This is a genomic window from Bacillus sp. S10(2024) (genome assembly GCF_050473865.1).
In the GTDB taxonomy this organism is placed as follows: Bacteria; Bacillota; Bacilli; order Bacillales; family Bacillaceae_G; genus Bacillus_A.
On record NZ_JBFLUR010000002.1, the window covers coordinates 3,602,460 to 3,621,361 of the forward strand.

The 18,902-nt window shown below is 36.9% G+C and carries 17 protein-coding genes and 1 riboswitch; of the genes, 13 read left to right on the forward strand and 4 right to left on the reverse strand.

What is annotated here, in order from left to right:
• Nucleotides 1–78: 78 nt before the first annotated feature.
• The 7 genes from AB1280_RS18375 (at nucleotide 79) to AB1280_RS18405 (ending at nucleotide 7,901) form a co-directional block, all read left to right on the forward strand.
• Nucleotides 79–1,209: a glycosyltransferase family 4 protein gene (locus AB1280_RS18375; protein WP_429756599.1), complete on the forward strand. Its 1,131-nt coding sequence runs from the start codon at nucleotides 79–81 to the stop codon at nucleotides 1,207–1,209.
• A 49-nt stretch (nucleotides 1,210–1,258) separates the two neighbouring features.
• Nucleotides 1,259–1,999, forward strand: coding sequence for a WecB/TagA/CpsF family glycosyltransferase (locus AB1280_RS18380; protein ID WP_272190445.1), 741 nt, complete (start codon nucleotides 1,259–1,261; stop codon nucleotides 1,997–1,999).
• Between the two features lie 221 nt (nucleotides 2,000–2,220).
• Nucleotides 2,221–3,420: an MFS transporter gene (locus AB1280_RS18385; protein ID WP_272190444.1), complete on the forward strand. Its 1,200-nt coding sequence runs from the start codon at nucleotides 2,221–2,223 to the stop codon at nucleotides 3,418–3,420.
• Between the two features lie 155 nt (nucleotides 3,421–3,575).
• Entirely contained in the window at nucleotides 3,576–4,292 is a 717-nt protein-coding gene (locus tag AB1280_RS18390; RefSeq protein ID WP_429756600.1) for a LytR/AlgR family response regulator transcription factor, read from the forward strand.
• A 123-nt stretch (nucleotides 4,293–4,415) separates the two neighbouring features.
• Entirely contained in the window at nucleotides 4,416–6,491 is a 2,076-nt protein-coding gene (locus AB1280_RS18395) for a carbon starvation CstA family protein (RefSeq protein ID WP_429756601.1), read from the forward strand.
• Nucleotides 6,484–6,687 (forward strand): YbdD/YjiX family protein, encoded by a 204-nt coding sequence (locus tag AB1280_RS18400; RefSeq protein WP_272190441.1) that lies wholly within the window; start codon nucleotides 6,484–6,486, stop codon nucleotides 6,685–6,687. Before AB1280_RS18395 ends, AB1280_RS18400 begins: the two co-directional genes overlap by 8 nt.
• Nucleotides 6,688–6,860: 173 nt before the next feature.
• Nucleotides 6,861–7,901 carry a GGDEF domain-containing protein gene (locus AB1280_RS18405; protein WP_429757363.1) on the forward strand — a complete coding sequence of 347 codons (1,041 nt, stop codon included), beginning with the start codon at nucleotides 6,861–6,863 and terminating at the stop codon, nucleotides 7,899–7,901.
• 34 nt (nucleotides 7,902–7,935) lie between these two features.
• Here AB1280_RS18405 and pdxK read toward each other — a convergent pair whose 3' ends face one another.
• The 3 genes from pdxK to AB1280_RS18420 all read right to left on the reverse strand — a co-directional run bounded on the left by pdxK (nucleotide 7,936) and on the right by AB1280_RS18420 (nucleotide 11,160).
• A complete protein-coding gene (gene pdxK / locus AB1280_RS18410) occupies nucleotides 7,936–8,760 on the reverse strand; it encodes a pyridoxine/pyridoxal/pyridoxamine kinase (RefSeq protein ID WP_429756602.1) in 825 nt (274 codons plus the stop codon).
• A 154-nt stretch (nucleotides 8,761–8,914) separates the two neighbouring features.
• Complete coding sequence (locus AB1280_RS18415; protein WP_272190439.1) at nucleotides 8,915–10,156, reverse strand: chloride channel protein; 1,242 nt, start codon at nucleotides 10,154–10,156, stop codon at nucleotides 8,915–8,917.
• Nucleotides 10,157–10,788: 632 nt separating this feature from the next.
• Entirely contained in the window at nucleotides 10,789–11,160 is a 372-nt protein-coding gene (locus AB1280_RS18420) for an enoyl-CoA hydratase (protein ID WP_272190438.1), read from the reverse strand.
• 187 nt (nucleotides 11,161–11,347) lie between these two features.
• A riboswitch (SAM riboswitch) is annotated at nucleotides 11,348–11,451 on the forward strand.
• A gap of 92 nt (nucleotides 11,452–11,543) precedes the next feature.
• On the opposite strand from AB1280_RS18420, the gene AB1280_RS18425 reads away from it, so the two are divergent.
• From AB1280_RS18425 to thrB, 5 genes are all read left to right on the forward strand, one after another.
• Entirely contained in the window at nucleotides 11,544–12,839 is a 1,296-nt protein-coding gene (locus AB1280_RS18425; RefSeq protein WP_429756603.1) for a bifunctional O-acetylhomoserine aminocarboxypropyltransferase/cysteine synthase, read from the forward strand.
• The gene (gene metA, locus AB1280_RS18430) at nucleotides 12,820–13,725 is read left to right on the forward strand and encodes a homoserine O-acetyltransferase MetA (protein ID WP_429756604.1); all 906 of its coding nucleotides are present in this window, start codon (nucleotides 12,820–12,822) and stop codon (nucleotides 13,723–13,725) included. The genes AB1280_RS18425 and metA overlap by 20 nt, the downstream gene beginning before the upstream one ends.
• A gap of 143 nt (nucleotides 13,726–13,868) precedes the next feature.
• Nucleotides 13,869–15,164: a homoserine dehydrogenase gene (locus AB1280_RS18435; RefSeq protein WP_429756605.1), complete on the forward strand. Its 1,296-nt coding sequence runs from the start codon at nucleotides 13,869–13,871 to the stop codon at nucleotides 15,162–15,164.
• On the forward strand, nucleotides 15,164–16,222 hold the full coding sequence (gene thrC, locus AB1280_RS18440; RefSeq protein WP_429756606.1) for a threonine synthase: 1,059 nt from the start codon (nucleotides 15,164–15,166) through the stop codon (nucleotides 16,220–16,222). Before AB1280_RS18435 ends, thrC begins: the two co-directional genes overlap by 1 nt.
• Nucleotides 16,219–17,142, forward strand: a complete 924-nt coding sequence (thrB, locus tag AB1280_RS18445) for a homoserine kinase (protein WP_429756607.1) — start codon at nucleotides 16,219–16,221, stop codon at nucleotides 17,140–17,142. The genes thrC and thrB overlap by 4 nt, the downstream gene beginning before the upstream one ends.
• 3 nt (nucleotides 17,143–17,145) lie before the next feature.
• On the opposite strand, the gene AB1280_RS18450 is transcribed toward thrB, so the two are convergent.
• Nucleotides 17,146–17,769 (reverse strand): YczE/YyaS/YitT family protein, encoded by a 624-nt coding sequence (locus AB1280_RS18450; RefSeq protein ID WP_429757364.1) that lies wholly within the window; start codon nucleotides 17,767–17,769, stop codon nucleotides 17,146–17,148.
• Between the two features lie 135 nt (nucleotides 17,770–17,904).
• On the opposite strand from AB1280_RS18450, the gene AB1280_RS18455 reads away from it, so the two are divergent.
• Complete coding sequence (locus AB1280_RS18455) at nucleotides 17,905–18,882, forward strand: LacI family DNA-binding transcriptional regulator (protein WP_429756608.1); 978 nt, start codon at nucleotides 17,905–17,907, stop codon at nucleotides 18,880–18,882.
• Nucleotides 18,883–18,902: the final 20 nt, after the last annotated feature.

The following is an 18,902-nucleotide window of genomic DNA, read 5'->3' on the forward strand; positions in this document are numbered from 1 at the left end:
ATAAAAGCTAGCATTATGTTAGCTTTTATTTTTTGCTATAGTAAAAAATAAGAAAATATATTTAATGGAGGAAAAAAGATGAAAGTGTTACATATGAATGCTGGAGCAGAAACAGGTGGCGGAAAAACGCATATTATTTCACTTTTGTCACAATTCCCAAAAGATGTAGTAGAATTAGCGGTATTTGAAGAAGGTGCAATAGCAAGCGAGGCGAGAGCATTAGGGATAAAAGTACACGTTTTTTCACAATCATCTCGTTATGATATATCTATTCTTTCAAAAATACGTTCTTTTATTAATAAAGAAGGTTTTGATATTGTGCATACACACGGGGCAAGAGCCAACTTTTATCTTTCTTTATTAAAAAGAAAGATAAAAGCAAAATGGGTTACAACCATTCACAGTGATCCAACGTTAGATTTTATGACGAGTGGTTTAAAAGGTTGGATTTTTACAAAGTTAAATTTACGTTCGTTTAAGAAAGTTGATTTATTTTTTGCTATTACAGAGCGTTTTAAGATGAATACGGTAACACTAGGTGTACCAGAAGAGAAAATTTGTACAATCTATAACGGGATTGAATATGATCATACGCCAGCAAAGCCTTATGATTTAAAAGAGAATTTTGATATACAAGAAGATGTATTTACAGCAATTCAAGTAGCCCGTTTACACCCTGTTAAAGGGCATGAAATATTATTTGAAGCGTTGCAAAACACAACAATTCCCAAAATTAAAGTGCTGTTACTTGGTGATGGACCGATTGAGAATGAGTTAAAAGAAACAGTGAAACAAAAAGGATTAGAAGATAAAGTTCTATTTTTAGGACATCGTGAAGATGCAAAGAATTTATATGCCGCAGCGCATATAAATTTATTAACATCGTATAGTGAAAGTTTCCCCCTTGTTTTATTAGAAGGGGCGAATCAGCGTTTAACCTCTATTGCTACAGATGTTGGTGATATGTCCCAACTTATTGTTGATGATACATATGGCTGGATTATTCCAATTGGTGATGCTGCGGCGCTTACTCGTGTGTTAGAAGAGGCATATGAAAAGTGGAAAAATGGTGAATTAGTAGAGATGGGTGAGCGTTTGTATACCCATGCGTCTTCTCATTTTTCGTTACGGAATTTATATGAAAATACGTATGGAGCGTATGAGAAGGTTTTGTCTGGTAGTAATGAGTATGCAAAAGTAAGAGGTTAGAATAATTAGTAGTGGAAAAAGATATTTGAAATAGAGAGGATATGTAAATATGGCAGTGCAAACAGTTGATATTTTAGGCGTGCCCTTCTCAACGATGACAATGGAAGAAACAGTTCGTTATGTAATGCAGCAACTGGAAAAGAAACAAGAGAATACGTTTCAAGTTGTAACAGCCAATCCTGAAATTGTGATGTGTGCTAAAAAGGATGCTGCGTTTCATCAGACGCTTCTTCAGGTAGATCTTATTACACCAGACGGGATTGGTGTTGTAAAGGCAAGCGGTATGCTAGGAACACCGTTAAAAGAACGTGTGGCAGGCTTTGATTTAATGTGTAATTTGTTTGAAAGATTATCACAAGAAAAGAAGGCTGTATCTGTCTTTTTACTTGGAGCAAAGCCGCACGTTATCGAAAGAGCTGCTCAAACTTTAACAGAAAGATATTCAGCTGTATCTATTGTTGGAACACAAGATGGATATTTTAAAAAAGAGAAAGAAGAAGAAATTATCGAACGTATTCAAGAAGTGAAGCCGGACATCTTACTGGTTGCACTTGGATTTCCGAGACAGGAAAACTTTATTCAAAATAATAAACATCGTTTACATACAAAAGTAGCTGTTGGTGTTGGTGGTAGCTTTGATGTTTGGGCTGGAGAAGTAAAGCGTGCCCCGAAATGGATTCAAGCTATTCATTTAGAGTGGTTTTACCGTTTGTGCAGTAATCCAACGCGCTGGCGTCGTCAACTTGTATTAGTTGAATTTTTAAAAGAGGTTGTTCGGTCGAAAAAGTAGCGAAATATCGCTGCTTTTTTTCTTTTTTTAAATATTTATTTTCAGGCATAAGGGTATGGATCCGGCTGCTCATTGAAAAATGCCTATGTATGAGGTGTTTTTTTGTGGAAATGATAAGAATCATATGAACAATGATTATCTTTACATATAAATTGTTTTACTTCTATGATATACATATGTAAAATATGATGTAAAGACACCTGTGTTGAGGAGGGCCTGTAGTGGGGAAAATTAAGGAAATCTCAAATCGAAAGCTTCTCGGAATTGCTGGGCTTGGTTGGCTATTTGATGCAATGGATGTTGGGATTCTTTCATTTATTATTGCTGCTTTGCAAAAAGAATGGCAGCTTAGTGCACAGCAGATGGGGTGGATTGGTAGTATTAACTCCATTGGAATGGCAGTTGGAGCGCTCGTATTTGGGATATTAGCAGATAAAATCGGTCGAAAATCTGTTTTTATTATTACATTATTATTATTCTCTGTTGGAAGCGGGTTAACTGCTTTATCAACAACATTAACCGTATTTCTTATATTTCGTTTTTGTATTGGAATGGGTCTTGGAGGAGAGTTGCCTGTTGCATCAACACTTGTATCTGAAAGTGTTGCAGCTCATGAACGTGGTAAAATTGTTGTTTTGTTAGAAAGCTTTTGGGCTGGTGGTTGGTTAATTGCTGCTCTTATCTCATATTTTATTATTCCAACATACGGTTGGCAAACAGCGATGGTTTTAAGTGCACTTCCAGCTTTTTATGCACTATATTTACGATGGGGTTTACCTGATTCACCGCAATTTCAAAAAGCAAAACAAAAGCAATCTGTATTTGCAAACATAAAGGCCGTTTGGTCAGGGGAGTACAGACGAGCGACAATTATGCTTTGGATTTTATGGTTTTGTGTTGTATTTTCATATTATGGAATGTTTCTTTGGCTTCCGAGTGTATTAGTGCTAAAAGGATTTAGTTTAATTAAAAGTTTTCAATATGTGTTAATTATGACACTTGCACAGCTTCCAGGTTATTTTACAGCAGCTTGGTTTATTGAACGTCTTGGCCGGAAGTTTGTGTTAGTCACATATTTACTTGGAACGGCATGTAGTGCATATTTCTTTGGAGCCGCAGATTCAGTAATCACGCTAATGATTGCAGGAATGTTGCTTTCATTCTTTAATTTAGGAGCTTGGGGAGCATTATATGCGTATACGCCAGAGCAGTATCCAACCGCTATTCGTGGTACAGGAGCTGGTATGGCGGCAGCATTTGGACGCATCGGTGGTATTTTAGGACCATTATTAGTTGGTTATCTTGTAGCTACACATGCTTCACTCTCTTATATTTTTACAATCTTTTGTACGGCCATTGTAATTGGTACCCTTGCTGTCCTTGTGCTTGGTCAGGAAACAAAACAACGAGAATTAGTATAATGAAAAGGGAGCTGTATATAGCTTCCTTTTCATTGTTTTCTGACAAAAATATAATATATTTGATAGAAAACTGGCTTGTAAAAAGGGTTTATTTCTAGAAAAGCGAATGTATACAACGAGGCTTATGGACAAAAGGATTAGGTGGTTGGACAGACATGAAAATTTTAATTGTAAATGAAAGAGAAGAAGACAGGGGTCAATTAATAGATTTTTTCACAGAACACGTAAATAATTTGGAATGCTTTGAAGCAAAGACGGGAATGGAATCACTACAATTAGCGAAAAAGCATACGCCAGATTTTATTTTTCTAGATACAGATTTACCAGATGGAACAGGATTTGAAGTTGTAGGATTGCTGCGCCAATTAACGTTAAGCACAAAATTTATATTCATGGGAAATGATATAAAAGATGCAATTAAATCATTTCGTTTCCACGCTTTCTATTATTTATTGCAACCATTTGGGCAGGAAGATTTGCAATTTTTATTGCATAGTATTGAGCAAGAAAAAATAAAGCAAGGGAAGAATCGACTGCAAAAGCTTCCGATTGAGAACCATGAAGGAATTACATATATTCTTCCAGATGATATTGTATACATAAGCAAGAATAAAGAAAATAAAACCGTTTCTATTTATACAAATAATAATCGATATATTTCCACATATACATTACAAGAATTAGAAAATAGGCTAGCGGCATATGATTTTTTACGTGTGCATAAAAGTTATCTTATTAATGTTATTTATGTGAGAGAATTAAAGCCTTATTATAACGGGACATATAATTTATATTTAGAAAAGTATGATAATCAGCCAATTCCTGTTAGCAGAAATTATGTAAAACGACTTCGAAATAAAATTGAGTTGTAGCAGGTCGTGGCCAAATTTGGACATGTTACAATAGGAAATACTCATCATAAGGAATATTATTTCTAAATATTTTGAAAATTTAGTACAATTCCCTCTAAGACATAACATAGGAGGGGATTATATTTGAAAGCATGGAAATCTATTTTACTTTGGGGTGTGATTGCGGCTTTAGGAGCAGCGGGATTTGCGGTGTTAGCATTATCTCGCGGTGAAACAATTAATGCAGTTTGGTTATTGGTTGCTGCCGTTTCTGTCTATGCGGTTGCGTATCGATTTTATAGTAAATTTATTGCAAAAAAAGTTTTTGAGTTGGATGACAACCGAAAAACGCCAGCAGAGCTTCTAAATGATGGGAAAGATTATGTTCCGACCAATAAATGGGTCTTATTTGGACACCATTTTGCTGCAATCGCTGGAGCTGGTCCGTTAGTTGGGCCAATTCTTGCTGCACAGATGGGATATTTACCAGGAACACTTTGGATTATTGTTGGAGTTGTATTAGCTGGAGCTGTTCAAGATTTTGTGATTTTGTTCACATCTATGCGCCGTAACGGAAAATCACTTGGTGAAATGATTAAAGCAGAAATCGGTCCTGTAACAGGTTTTATTGCAATGATTGGTATTTTAGGTATTATGATTATTTTATTAGCGGTATTAGCTCTTGTTGTGGTAAAAGCGCTTGTAGGAAGTCCGTGGGGAATGTTTACAATTGCAGCAACTATTCCAATTGCTATTTTAATGGGTGTATATATGCGGTATATTCGCCCAGGTCGTGTTGGAGAAGGTTCAGTTATTGGTGTTATTTTACTTCTTTTATCGATTGTAGCGGGTCAATATGTAGCAGAAAATCCAATGCTTGCGACTATGTTTACATTTAAAGGTGAAACAATTGCCATTATGCTAATTATTTATGGATTTATTGCTTCTGCATTACCTGTTTGGCTATTACTTGCACCGCGTGATTATTTAAGTACGTTTTTAAAGATTGGAACAATTGTTGGTTTAGCGCTCGGTATTATCATTGTTGCACCAGATTTACAAATGCCAGCAGTTTCAAAATTTATTGATGGAACAGGTCCGGTATTTTCGGGGAATTTATTCCCATTTCTATTTATTACAATTGCTTGCGGAGCTGTCTCTGGTTTCCATGCACTTGTTTCTTCTGGTACAACTCCGAAAATGATAGAAAGAGAAGGGCACGCCCAATCAATTGGTTACGGTGCTATGTTGATGGAGTCATTCGTTGCAGCGATGGCAATGATTGCAGCTTGTGTACTAACACCAGGTACATATTTTGCGATTAATAGCCCGCCAGCACTTATTGGAACGGATGTAACACAGGCAGCACAAGTAATTGGTTCTTGGGGATTTACTGTAACACCAAATGAATTGAAAGAGCTAGCTGCAAACGTTGGAGAACAAACGATATTATCTCGTACAGGCGGAGCACCAACACTTGCAATTGGGATGGCTCATATCTTCTCTCAAGTTATTGGTGGAAAAGCGTTAATGGCATTTTGGTATCATTTTGCCATTTTATTTGAAGCGCTCTTTATCTTAACAACAATTGATGCAGGAACACGAGTTGGTCGATTTATGATTCAAGATATTTTAGGGCAAGTTTATAAACCGTTCGCAAAAACAGATTCTACGCTTTCAAATATTGTAGCAACGACAATATGTGTACTGGGGTGGGGTTATTTCTTATATCAAGGGGTAGTTGATCCGCTTGGCGGTATTAATACATTATGGCCGCTCTTTGGAATTGCAAATCAAATGTTAGCTGGGATTGCATTATTACTTGGAACGACTGTTTTGTTTAAAATGGGGAAAAAGGCATACGTTTGGGTGACGCTCATTCCGACAACATGGTTACTAATTGTGACAATGACAGCGGGTTATCAAAAGTTATTTCATGAAAATCCGAAAATTGGATTCCTCTCTCATGCAAAAGTGTTCCAAGGTGCACTAGATAAAGGTAAACTATTAGCACCAGCGAAAGACGTAGCGCAGATGAAACAAATTATTCTTAATGATTATATTGATGCAGCGCTTTGTGGAATTTTTATGCTTGTTGTAATTGCAGTACTAATATCGTCTATTAGAATATGGATACAAGTATTAAATAATAAAGCGATACCTTTAAAAGAAGCAGCGTATGTTCCGCGTGATGAAAGCGAGGCACAGCATTATGCTTAAAACAGTAATTAACATGTGGAGATATCGAAAACAATTTATTAGCTTACTTGTTGGTGTACCGAGTTATGAAAAGTACGTTGTGCATATGAAACAATATCATCCAAACGAGCAAGTATTATCTCGAAAACAATTTTTTGCTGAAGCGCAAGAGGCAAGATTTAATGCAAAGGGTGGGAAAATTTCGAGATGTTGCTAACGAGGTTATAGTGAAAAAAGGGCGAGATTTCGCTCTTTTTTTGTTTGAAAGTTTCACGTGAAACATCTAGAAAAAATGTTTGGGAGTTATAGGGATATAATATACAATAATAAGTAGGAAAGGGACAAGTTTTTTGTAAAGTGTTAAGTTGTAGAAAGGCCAGGTATATGTTTATGCTAGACGATCTATTTATTAATACAACTATTATTCTTTCCTTTATTTTTGTTGGGGGGCAACTTTTAAAAAATACTTCATTAAAAGAGCCATTATCATTTGAAGTGAAATGTTTTGTTGGTATTGTAACGGGTGCTTTAGGTGCCCTGCTTATAAAGTTTGGTGTTCAAGTTGAGAGTGTAATGTTAGATTTACGATATCTTGCGGTTATATTAGCTGCTATTATTGGTGGGCCCATTGCAAGTTTACTATCGGCTAGCATTCTCTTAATTGCACGTTTGTTGTTTACAGGTTATTCAATGTGTCCATCTGTATGTGTTCTTGTACTAACGGGTATTGGATGTGCTCTTATTTCAACATTTCATATTTCAATGCTGAAAAAATGGATATGGTTACATGTTTATTGCTTAACAATTTCATCGCTTGCGATTTATTTTGTTTTCCAAGATGTTTTTGTATTAAGCCTATACTTACTTATTAGCATTACGACAGGATATATTACTTTTTTAAGTGCACATTATGTTTTGCAATCAAACGAGTTATTTCATGTGATGAAACAGCAAGCAACGATAGATGCATTAACAGGACTTGGGAATGTTCGTAAGTTTGATACAGAATTGAATAGACATATTGAAGATAAGAAAAGCGATGAAAATTCGCTCTGTTTATTGTTGGTAGATATCGATTATTTCAAGCGTGTGAATGACAAGTATGGGCATCCAGCAGGTGATGAAGTTTTACAGCAAGTAGGAGAAATTTTGAAGAATAGTTCTCCATTTCCGCATTTAGTGTTCCGAAAAGGTGGAGAAGAATTTGCGTTATTGTTACCAAATTCAACATTACAGTTCGCTGTAGATATAGGGGAAAAAATTAGAACAGGTGTAGAGAATCATGTGTTTCGATTGCAAAATAATAGTTGTTTAAATATCACGATTTCAGTAGGTACTTCAATTTATAAAGATTCACCACAAGAGTTTATTCAACTTGCAGATGATGCATTGTATTCTTCTAAACGAAATGGTAGAAATCGTGTTTCATAAAAAATAAAGTCGTCACAAATGACGACTTTATTTTTTATACAAGTTCTTTTCCAGCGCCAAATCTACGATATGCACCGTGATGTGTTGGTCCTACATATTCATTTAATTTGAAAGAATGAAGAATGGCAGCTGTAATAAATTCCTTTGCCACTTGAACTGCTTCTTTTACAGGTTTTCCTTTTGCTAGTTCTGCTGTAATTGCAGCAGCGTATGTACAACCTGCGCCATGTGTATACGTTGTTTCAATTTTTTCAGATTCTAAAATATCAAATGTTTCTCCATCGTATAATAAATCAATTGCTTTGTCTGTTCCTAGCTTGCTGCCGCCTTTAATAAGTACATACTTTGCTCCTAAAGCATGGATTTTTTCAGCAGCTTGCTTCATATCTTCAAGTGAGTTAATTTTGACACCGCTTAGTTGATACGCTTCAAATAAGTTTGGTGTTACAATTAAAGCTTTTGGAACGAGTTTGTCACGTAAGCAGTCATTTGTTTCTGGATGAAGTGCTTCATCTGCACCCTTACATACCATAACTGGGTCTATTACTACGTTTTGTAGATTATGCTTCTCAATTGTTTCAGCAACCAGCTCAATGATTTCAACAGAGCCAAGCATACCTGTTTTTAATGCATCAACGCCAACACCTTCAATTGTTGTTTCTAGTTGTGGTTTTAATGTAGACGCTGGAATTGGGAACACGTTATGTGCCCAACCGTTATGCGGGTCCATTGTTACGATTGTTGTCAGAGCTGTCATACCGTATACACCAAGCTCTTGGAATGTTTTTAAGTCTGCTTGCATACCAGCGCCGCCGCTTGTATCCGATCCAGCAATTGTCAGTGCTTTATTTAATGACATTTTGAAAGCCCCCTTGGGTGATAGAATGAAAACCATATTTTTAATTATTATATCAATGATATGAGGAAGTACAAAGTGAAAAAAGAAAGTAGTTCAATCAAAACAAGCAGTACTAACACTTTCATAGCGGTAGTATTGCTTATATATTTTTACTTTAGCTTTGTACTATTCCTTCCTGTTCATTATGGTTAGGGAGTGGAAATAGATTACCAATCATTGCAGCTCCAATCATTGGTATCAATAAATTAATTGGGAAGAACATGAGTAATAATAATGTAATAGCGATTGGTTTTCGTACTGCATAGCTTGAAATGGCTGTAGTGACAATGGCTACACAAGCAATTGGATCTAGTGGTATGACAGTAGCGACAGCATATCCAATACTTGCACCAGCAAATACAATTGGAAAAATATGTCCGCCGCGCCAACCTGTACTTAAACAAACTGCCGTTACACATAATTTTAAAACCCCTGAAAGAAGCAGCATCCCAAATGATAATGCTGTCCACTCATGGACTAAGTCTTTTAATTGATGTTCTCCTGAAAACATTGTATAGGGTAGTAAAGTTCCTGCAATCCCTAAAAGAATGCCACCTATAACTCCTAATGTAACTTTATATTCTTGAAAAGGATGGACTATTTTTTCCAATATATATTCTACCTTGAAATAAAAATAGCCGACACCAGCTCCTATACAAATCAGAGGTAAAAAGGCAAGCCATTCATGTAATGAAAAAGACCCTTTCCCAAAATCAACAATAAAAGATCCTCGATTATCAAACTTACTAAGTAATAAATAAACAGAAAAACCAGCAAAAGTAGTAGCGAGATATACAATAGTCTTTTTTCCTTTGGAAATTTCGTCAATTGGTTTATTCTCATTTTCACTTGGAGCTAAATAACCGAATAATGGTGCATTAAAAATAACACTTAAAGTAGCGCCAATTCCAATTTCAGTTAGTCCCTTCATTCCTTTTAAAGTAAAATGAAAACGATCGCCAACCCACGTACAAAGTCCACCGATAATTCCAACAAGTGCTGCTTCCGGTCCTAAACTTGCACCAAATATTAAAACAATAATAGCTGTTAACGTAGATTGAAGCACAAAACGGTACTCAATCCTACCTGTTTTCTTATATTCACCCATTACCTCTGGCATTAAACGCGGGCATGTACCGAAGTACTTTTGTGACAGTCCGACAAGAACACCGCCAAGCACTGTTACACAAATTGTGTAATAAGGTGGTAATGAAAATTCCTTAGGTAAATATCCCCAAATAAAATGAATTCCAGCATTTGTGGTAACTAAAAATAACCAGACTGTAGCACCAACTATAGCACCTAGAAACATACCGTACATGATAAGTAAAGAATGCATGCCTCTCCTAATTTCCATTTTTTATGCCTCCTTTATGTTATATTCTGTTATGAAAAAATTCGGGATTTTGATACGAAAATAATTATACTTATAAATGTTATAACAGTTCTTTTTCCATTTTTATAAAGAACTTATTGAAGAGAATTGATACAAAAGATAGAGAATTACCTATAGTGTTTAATATTAAAGGGTTTATATGAATTTTATTTGAAATTCATATGAAAAATGTGTAGGGGGCACAGTGATATACCAATCAACTTAAGTTTTGAAAGTATCCCTATAAAGAAAAAAGATCACTTTATAATAAGTGATGTAGAAACATTTATATAAGGTATAACATTGTTGCAAATAGTATTTTCAGGGTTACCATAATGAATAAAATATAACTCTTTCATTTTACATAGTAAGTAAGGTTTTTAAAATGTATTTTTTATCTTAAAATAGAACATTTCCTGTATTTTTTCAAATTTAAAGCCCTATTTCATTCTATTCATATAATAAATTCATGTATATATGTTATTTGTGTCTCTGGAAAGTGGTAGGTGGTAAAATCTCATTTCACGGTTTAGAGAGAAGTAAAAAAATAAGCGGGGCAGGTTTTCTATCAGTGAGGGATGAAGCATCCCCCACTGATGGAAGTTTTACTTTAATTATTGACGAATAATTCCTTGAAAAGATCCTTCCAACACTTTTTTACCGTTTTGATTAAAGCATTCTGCCTTTGAAACGGCAATTACTCGATCTGCTTGTTCTTCGTGATGAGTAAGTGTGACTTCACATCGAACGGTATCTCCGGTAAAGACTGGACGTAAGAAAGTAAATTCCGCATCTCTTGCGATAAAATTTAAATCGCCGCCAATTTTCGTAGGTAATGTTGCAACTAGTAATCCTTGTACCATTACGCGTCCATGTTCATCTGGAACGACATGGTGTTCACCGGCATCACCAGAAATTTTACTAAATAGCTCTACATCTTCTCTCGTAAATGATTTTTCAAAAGTTAACATTTCCCCGACTTTCATGTATGTATCGCCTCCTATTGGTTTGTGAATGATTTGTCATTCATACCTTGAATTTTACAGAATATTCTTTACTCGGTAAAGTCTGGTGGTGGAAATGATGGGGGAATTAATGGAATATTTTAAGAACATTCAGAAAAAAAGTTGACATAAGGAAATAATTTCTATAAAATCATCGGTAATTGCATATGTCTTATCAAGAATAGGTGGAGGGAACGGGCCCTATGAAACCTTGGCAACAGCCGTAAATCGGAATTGTGCTAAATCCTGCAGGTATTTCCTGAAAGATAAGAAAGGCTACATGGCGAGCGTTTATCTAAACTGCTTCTTTCTTATTAAGGAAAGGAGCAGTTTTTTATTTTTTATAAAAGAAAGGAGATTGAGAAATGGAAGAATCATGGGGAAAAGGAACGATTTGTGTGCAAGGTGGCTATACGCCAAAAAATGGTGAGCCGCGTGTTTTGCCGCTTTATCAAAGCACGACGTACAAATATGATACTTCTGATGATTTAGCGGCCCTCTTTAATTTGGAAGCGGAAGGATATATTTATACGCGTATTGGAAATCCGACGCTTGCGGCCTTTGAGCAAAAGCTCACAGAGTTAGAAGGCGGCGTTGGTGCGGTTGCAACGGCATCAGGGCAAGCTGCAATTATGCTAGCAATATTAAATATTTGTGGCAGTGGTGATCACTTGCTCTGCTCATCAACAGTATACGGCGGTACATTTAATTTATTTGCAGTTAGTCTTAAAAAGCTTGGGATTGAGGTCACGTTCTTTAATCCAAACTTATCTGCTGATGAAATTGTTGCTCTCGCAAATGAGAAAACAAAGCTTGTATATGCGGAATCGCTTGGGAATCCAGCGATGAATGTACTGAATTTTAAAGAGTTTTCTGATGCGGCAAAAGAGCTTGGAGTACCGTTTATTGTGGATAATACATTAGCGACACCGTATTTATGTCATGCATTTGAACATGGTGCAAACATTGTTGTTCATTCTACAACGAAATATATCGATGGTCATGCAAGCTCACTAGGCGGCATTGTTATTGATGGAGGGAATTTCGATTGGAGTAAATTCCCTGAATTTGTTGAATCAGATCCAAGCTATCATGGTGTGAGTTATGTGAACAAGTTTGGGCAAGCGGCATATATTGTGAAAGCTCGTGTACAGTTATTAAGAGACTATGGAAATTGTATGAGCCCATTCAATGCGTACATGAGCAATATTGGCTTAGAGACATTGCATCTTCGCATGGAGCGTCATAGCCAAAATGCACTAGCCGTTGCACAGTGGTTATCGCAGCATGAATGCGTTGAGTGGGTCAATTATCCTGGACTTCAAAGTAATGAAAATTATGCATTGGCGCAAAAATATTTACCGAAAGGTGCGAGCGGTGTTTTAACATTTGGAATAAAGGGCGGCCTTGAACCTGCTAAACAGTTTATTGGAAATGTGAAGCTTGCCACATTGGTGACGCATGTTGCAGATGCAAGAACTTGTGTCATTCATCCTGCAAGCACAACGCATCGTCAGCTTACAGAAGAGCAGCAATGTTTGGCAGGTGTAACACCTGATTTAATTCGGTTATCAGTTGGTATTGAAGATGCGGCGGATATTATTGCTGATTTAGGGGCAGCACTTTCTGGAGGAAAACAGTATGCCGATCATCATTGCTAAAGATTTACCAGCTCGTAAAGTATTGCAAAATGAAAATATTTTTGTGATGACGAAAGAACGAGCAGAAACGCAAGATATTCGTGCTTTGAAGATTGCTATTTTAAACTTAATGCCAACAAAACAAGAAACAGAAACGCAGTTGCTTCGTTTAATTGGGAATACACCGCTTCAACTCGATATCCACTTACTTCATATGGAGTCCCATACAGCAAAAAATGTAACGCAGGAGCATTTAACAAGCTTTTATAAAACATTTCGTGATATTGAAGGAGAAAAATTTGACGGACTTATCATTACTGGTGCTCCGGTTGAAACACTTCCTTTCGAAGAAGTAGATTATTGGGATGAATTGAAACAAATTATGGAGTATTCGAATGCACATGTCACATCAACGCTTCATATTTGCTGGGGGGCGCAGGCAGGATTGTATTATCACTACAACGTTCCGAAATATCCGCTAGAACAAAAGATGTTTGGGGTATTTGAACATGAAGTGCAGCAGGAGCATGTGAAACTATTACGCGGTTTTGATGAAAGCTTTTTTGCACCGCATTCTCGTCATACAGAAGTACGGGCATCTGATATTCAACGCGTACAGGAGCTTGATGTGTTAGCGACATCTGAAGAAGCCGGTGTTCATCTCGTTATAAATAAAGATGGAAAGCATATTTTTGTTCTTGGTCATAGTGAATACAGCTGTGAGACATTAAAGCAAGAATATGAGCGCGATCAGCAAAGAGGATTGGATATTGCTATTCCCAAAAATTATTTTAAGCATGACAATCCTTTGGAAAATCCAGTAGTAAGGTGGCGTAGTCATGGAAATTTACTATTCTCAAATTGGTTGAATTACTATGTGTATCAGGAAACTCCTTATATTTTGTAAAGGAAGTTGAGCATAACACGTGGTAACGTTTTCTTTGTAAAGAACGATCTTTATTATTCAGAATGTTCTAAATATATTGTTTTTTATGATCTGACCTTATATAATGGCACCTAAATACAATTTTTAAAGGGGTGGACAGTACTATGAACGAAATTCAAGTTGGCCTATTAGGTCTTGGAACTGTAGGAAGCGGTGTCGTGCGCATTATTGAAGATCATCAAGATCGTTTAGCACACCAAATCGGTTGTCCTATCAAAGTAGCAAAAGTATTAGTACAAAACTTAGAAAAAGAACGAGAGGTCCAAGTAACCCCTACATTATTAACGAGGAATCCAGATGAAATTATAAATAATCCAGATGTTGATGTTGTGATTGAAGTGATGGGCGGTATAGAAGAGGCAAAAGCATATATTTTACAATCGCTCCAAAACGGTAAGCATGTTGTCACAGCGAATAAAGATTTAATGGCACTTCACGGTGCAGAACTTCTTACTGTAGCAAAGGAAAATCAAGCGGATTTGTTTTATGAAGCGAGTGTAGCAGGTGGTATTCCGATTCTACGAAGCATTGTAGAAGGTCTTTCTTCTGATCGGATTACGAAAATGATGGGTATTGTGAACGGAACAACGAATTTTATTTTGACAAAAATGTCTGACGAAGGGAGAGCGTATGACGACGTGTTAAATGAAGCGCAGCGGCTTGGATTTGCAGAAACAGATCCAACATCAGATGTTGAAGGTTTAGATGCGGCACGAAAGATGACGATCTTAGCAACACTTGGATTTTCTACAAATGTAGAACTTCATGATGTGAATGTAAAAGGAATTACATCTATTACGGAGGAGGACATTTCGTATAGTAAGAGTCTAGGCTATACAATTAAGTTAATTGGTGTAGCGAAGCGCGATGGTGAAAAATTAGAGGTAACAGTAGAACCAACATTGTTACCAAATACACACCCGCTTGCCGCCGTTCAAAACGAATATAATGCAGTATATGTATATGGCGAAGCGGTAGGAGAAACAATGTTTTACGGACCAGGTGCGGGAAGTTTGCCAACAGCAACAGCAGTTGTATCTGATTTAGTAGCGGTTATGAAAAATGTACGTCTTGGTGTAACAGGAAATAGTGCAGTAACGCCGCAATATAAAAAAGTATTAAAAGCAGAAGACGAAATTTATGTGAAGAAGTTTCTCCGCCTTCATGTGAAGGATGAAGTAGGTGTGTTTGCGAAAATTACATCACTATTCTCTGAACGAGGCGTAAGCTTTGAAAAGATTATTCAAATGCCATTACAAAAGAAAGGAGCAGCAGAAATCGTTATTGTTACACATCGTGCATCCCTTGCAGATTATACATACATTCTCGAAACACTAGAGACGTATGAAGAAGTAGATTGTGTGAAAGCAAACTACCGTATTGAAGGAGATGCTCGCTAATGTGGAACGGATTACTTGCTGCTTATAAAGAATATTTACCGATTAATGAGCAAACACCGTCGCTTTCGCTATCAGAAGGAAATACACCGCTTATTTTATTAGAAAATCTTTCAGAAAAATGGGGTGTTTCTGTTTATGCGAAAGTAGAAGGGGCAAATCCGACGGGTTCTTTTAAAGATCGCGGGATGGTTATGGCTGTAGCAAAGGCAAAGGAAGTTGGCAGCAAAACGGTTATTTGCGCTTCAACAGGAAACACATCTGCATCGGCAGCTGCTTATGCAGCGCGCGCAGGTTTATCTTGTATTGTTATGATTCCAAATGGAAAAATCGCCTATGGCAAGCTAGCGCAGGCAGTCATGTACGGAGCTGAAATTATTAGTATTGATGGAAACTTTGATCATGCCTTGCAAATGGTACGAAAGCTTAGCGATTCATCACCGATTACACTTGTGAATTCAGTGAACCCATATCGCATTGAAGGACAAAAAACAGCAGCATTTGAAATTTGTGATGCACTTAGGAAAGCACCTGATATTTTAGCCATTCCAGTTGGAAATGCAGGGAATATTACAGCGTATTGGAAAGGTTTTAAGGAGTATAACGAAAAGCGCGGCACGGGTTTACCTGAGATGCGCGGCTTTGAAGCAGAAGGATCGGCAGCGATTGTGCGTGGATATAAAATTGAGGAACCGGAGACAGTTGCGACTGCAATACGTATCGGGAACCCCGCAAGTTGGGATAAGGCCGTTGCTGCTGCTCATGATTCAAATGGGAAAATTGATGAGGTAACAGATGCAGAAATTCTTAGGGCATATGAATGGCTTGCTAAGTATGAAGGGATTTTTGCGGAGCCTGCTTCTTGTGCATCGCTTGCCGGAATTTACAAACAAGTACAAACAGGAGAAATAGCAAAAGGAAGCAGCATTGTCACTGTTTTAACAGGAAACGGTTTAAAGGACCCAAATATTGCGATTGATACAAAAAAAATTCAACCGCTTGTGCTGCCAAATGATGAGAAGGTTGTGTTTGAGCATATTCAAGGAGTTGTCCTTCGATGAAGGCGGCTCCTATGTTTACAATTCGTGTGCCGGCTAGTACAGCAAATCTTGGGCCAGGCTTTGATTCAATTGGTCTTGCAGTAAGCAAATATTTAACGGTGGATGTATGTTCACACTCTAGCTGGGAATGCACAGCGAAAACAACAATTCTTCAAGGGATTCCAAAAGGTGAGAATAATTTACTCATTCAGACGGCGCGCATGGTAGCTGCCCGTTATAGTAAGGAGCTTCCCTATTGTCATCTTCATCTAGACAGTGATATTCCATTAGCGCGCGGACTTGGAAGCAGCGCTTCGGCAATTATTGCGGGCATTGAACTTGCTGATCAGCTTTGCGAATTACATATATCTAGAAGAGAAAAGTTATTGATTGCAACGGAAATGGAGGGGCATATTGATAATGTTGGAGCGGCCTTATATGGCGGCCTTATGATAGGAACATATGATGGAAAAGATATTTCATTTTTGTCTCAACCTATTTATGATATAGAACTTGTCGCGGTCATTCCTTCATATGAACTAAAAACAGTTCATTCGAGAGATGTGCTTCCGAGTACGTTACCGTATATGGACGGTATTCGTGGCAGCGGCGTTGCTAATGTACTTGTCGCGGCCCTATGTAAGGAGGACTGGGTGCTTGCTGGGGAAATGATGAAACAGGATATGTTTCATGAACCATACCGGAAAGAGCTCGTAACTGAATTACAAAAGCTTCAAGAATTAGAACATGAACATTTATATGGTGTTTCTTTAAGCGGCGCCGGGCCAACTGTACTTTGTTATGTGAAAAAAGGAAGTGCTGAAGAAATAAGGGTATGGCTGCAATCAATTTTCAGCTATTGCGTAGTAGAAACGCTTCAAGTTGTAAATGAAGGAGTTCATATTATATATGAACAACAAAAGCCCATTGAAAGTGTATAACTTTCAATGGGCTTCTTGCGTACGACAACTTTGTAATGCTTTTGTACCAACTTGAATAAATGTTTGAATGAGCCAGCCAGTTGTAAAAGAGAGAATAATGGTGCCGAAATAGATAGGACCATTTAGCATGAAACTAGCAGTTAGAAATAAACAAGCTAGAGAAATTTCAGTTTTTTGAAAGGACCATTTTGTTTTTTCCGAGATTGTTAATACAAATGCTTCTTGCGGTGCAGTCCCAAGCTGTGATGAAACATAGATACCAATACCTGCGCCGACAGATACATTTCCGCATATGAGTGTTATATACTTTGGAAGAGATCGAATGCCATCCATTATAACTGTAACTGAGCCAATCATATCAACAAAGACAGAGATTAGCACCATCGTCACAATTGTCCCAATTGTAATACGCTTTCGATTCATATACAGTACGATAAGAGTAAAAATCAAATTAATAATAAACATCCAAGAGCCGATGCTTAAACCAAAGTTTTGATATAAAGCAATGAAAAGGGAATCATACGGGCTAAGGCCAAATGAAGTGATGGTTGTCATCATATTGATTCCGAGAGAAAGTAACAGTAATCCACCTATGAAAAAGATATGTTCTAATTTTAATGGCATAATAAAACACCAATCCTTCCTTATTTCTTCTGCTAGCACAGGATATAATGTGGAAAGCTTACCAGGTCAAGGGGGATATTTCTAAATTCTAAAATTGTTTTGGATGCGGTAATATGTAGGAAGAAGGGAGCTTGTTTGATGTCAAATATTAAAAAAATCGCAGAAATGGCAGGGGTTTCGATTTCTACTGTTTCTCGCGTTTTAAATAATCATCCATATGTAAATGAACAGAAAAGAAAAGAGATATTAGCCATTATTGAAGAGTTAAATTACACGCAAAATTCGAATGCGATTCATTTAGTACGAGGAAAAACAAATGTGATTGGTGTGCTTCTTCCATTTGTAAATAATCAATATTACAGTGCAATTATAGAGGGTATTTCAAGAGAGGCTGCAAAACATAATTACAATATGATGCTTTGCCAAACGGGTTATAGTGCTGATAAAGAAATAGAAATTTTGAATATGTTAAAGATGAAAAAGTTAGACGGGGTCATTATATGTTCGAAAATAAATGCTTGTGAGGAGATTGAAAAATACGCAACATTTGGCCCGATTGTGACGTGTGAAGACACGATATCTAATACAATTTCTAGTATTCATATTGATCACTACAAAACGTTTGCATTAGGAATGGAGTACTTAATAGAAAAGGGACATACTCGAATCGGTTACTGCATTGGACGAAGCGATAGTTTTAATAGTCAAAATCGAAAAAGGGCTTACGCAGATGCTTTATCATCTATTCATGTTACGCCACGACAAGAGTGGCAATTTATAGATTGTTTCACAGTAGAAGATGGGGCTCGTATTGTTCAATCGTTACTTTATATGAAAGAGCGTCCAACGGCTCTTCTCGTATCTTGTAATCATATTGCAGCTGGTATTGTAACAGCTGCTCAAAAAAATGGTCTTTCGATTCCAGAGGATATTAGAATTATTGGATGCGATGATCAACAGGTTGCAGAGATATTAGATATTACAACCATTGCTCATTCGAGTGTGGAAGTTGGTGCAGGTGCATTTACAATTTTAAATGAACAAATTATGAATAAGGAAGCAGAAGTAAAAAGAATTGAGTTATTTGCGAAGTTAACGGAAAGACTGACAACATGAACGAAAAGCACAATCTTAAT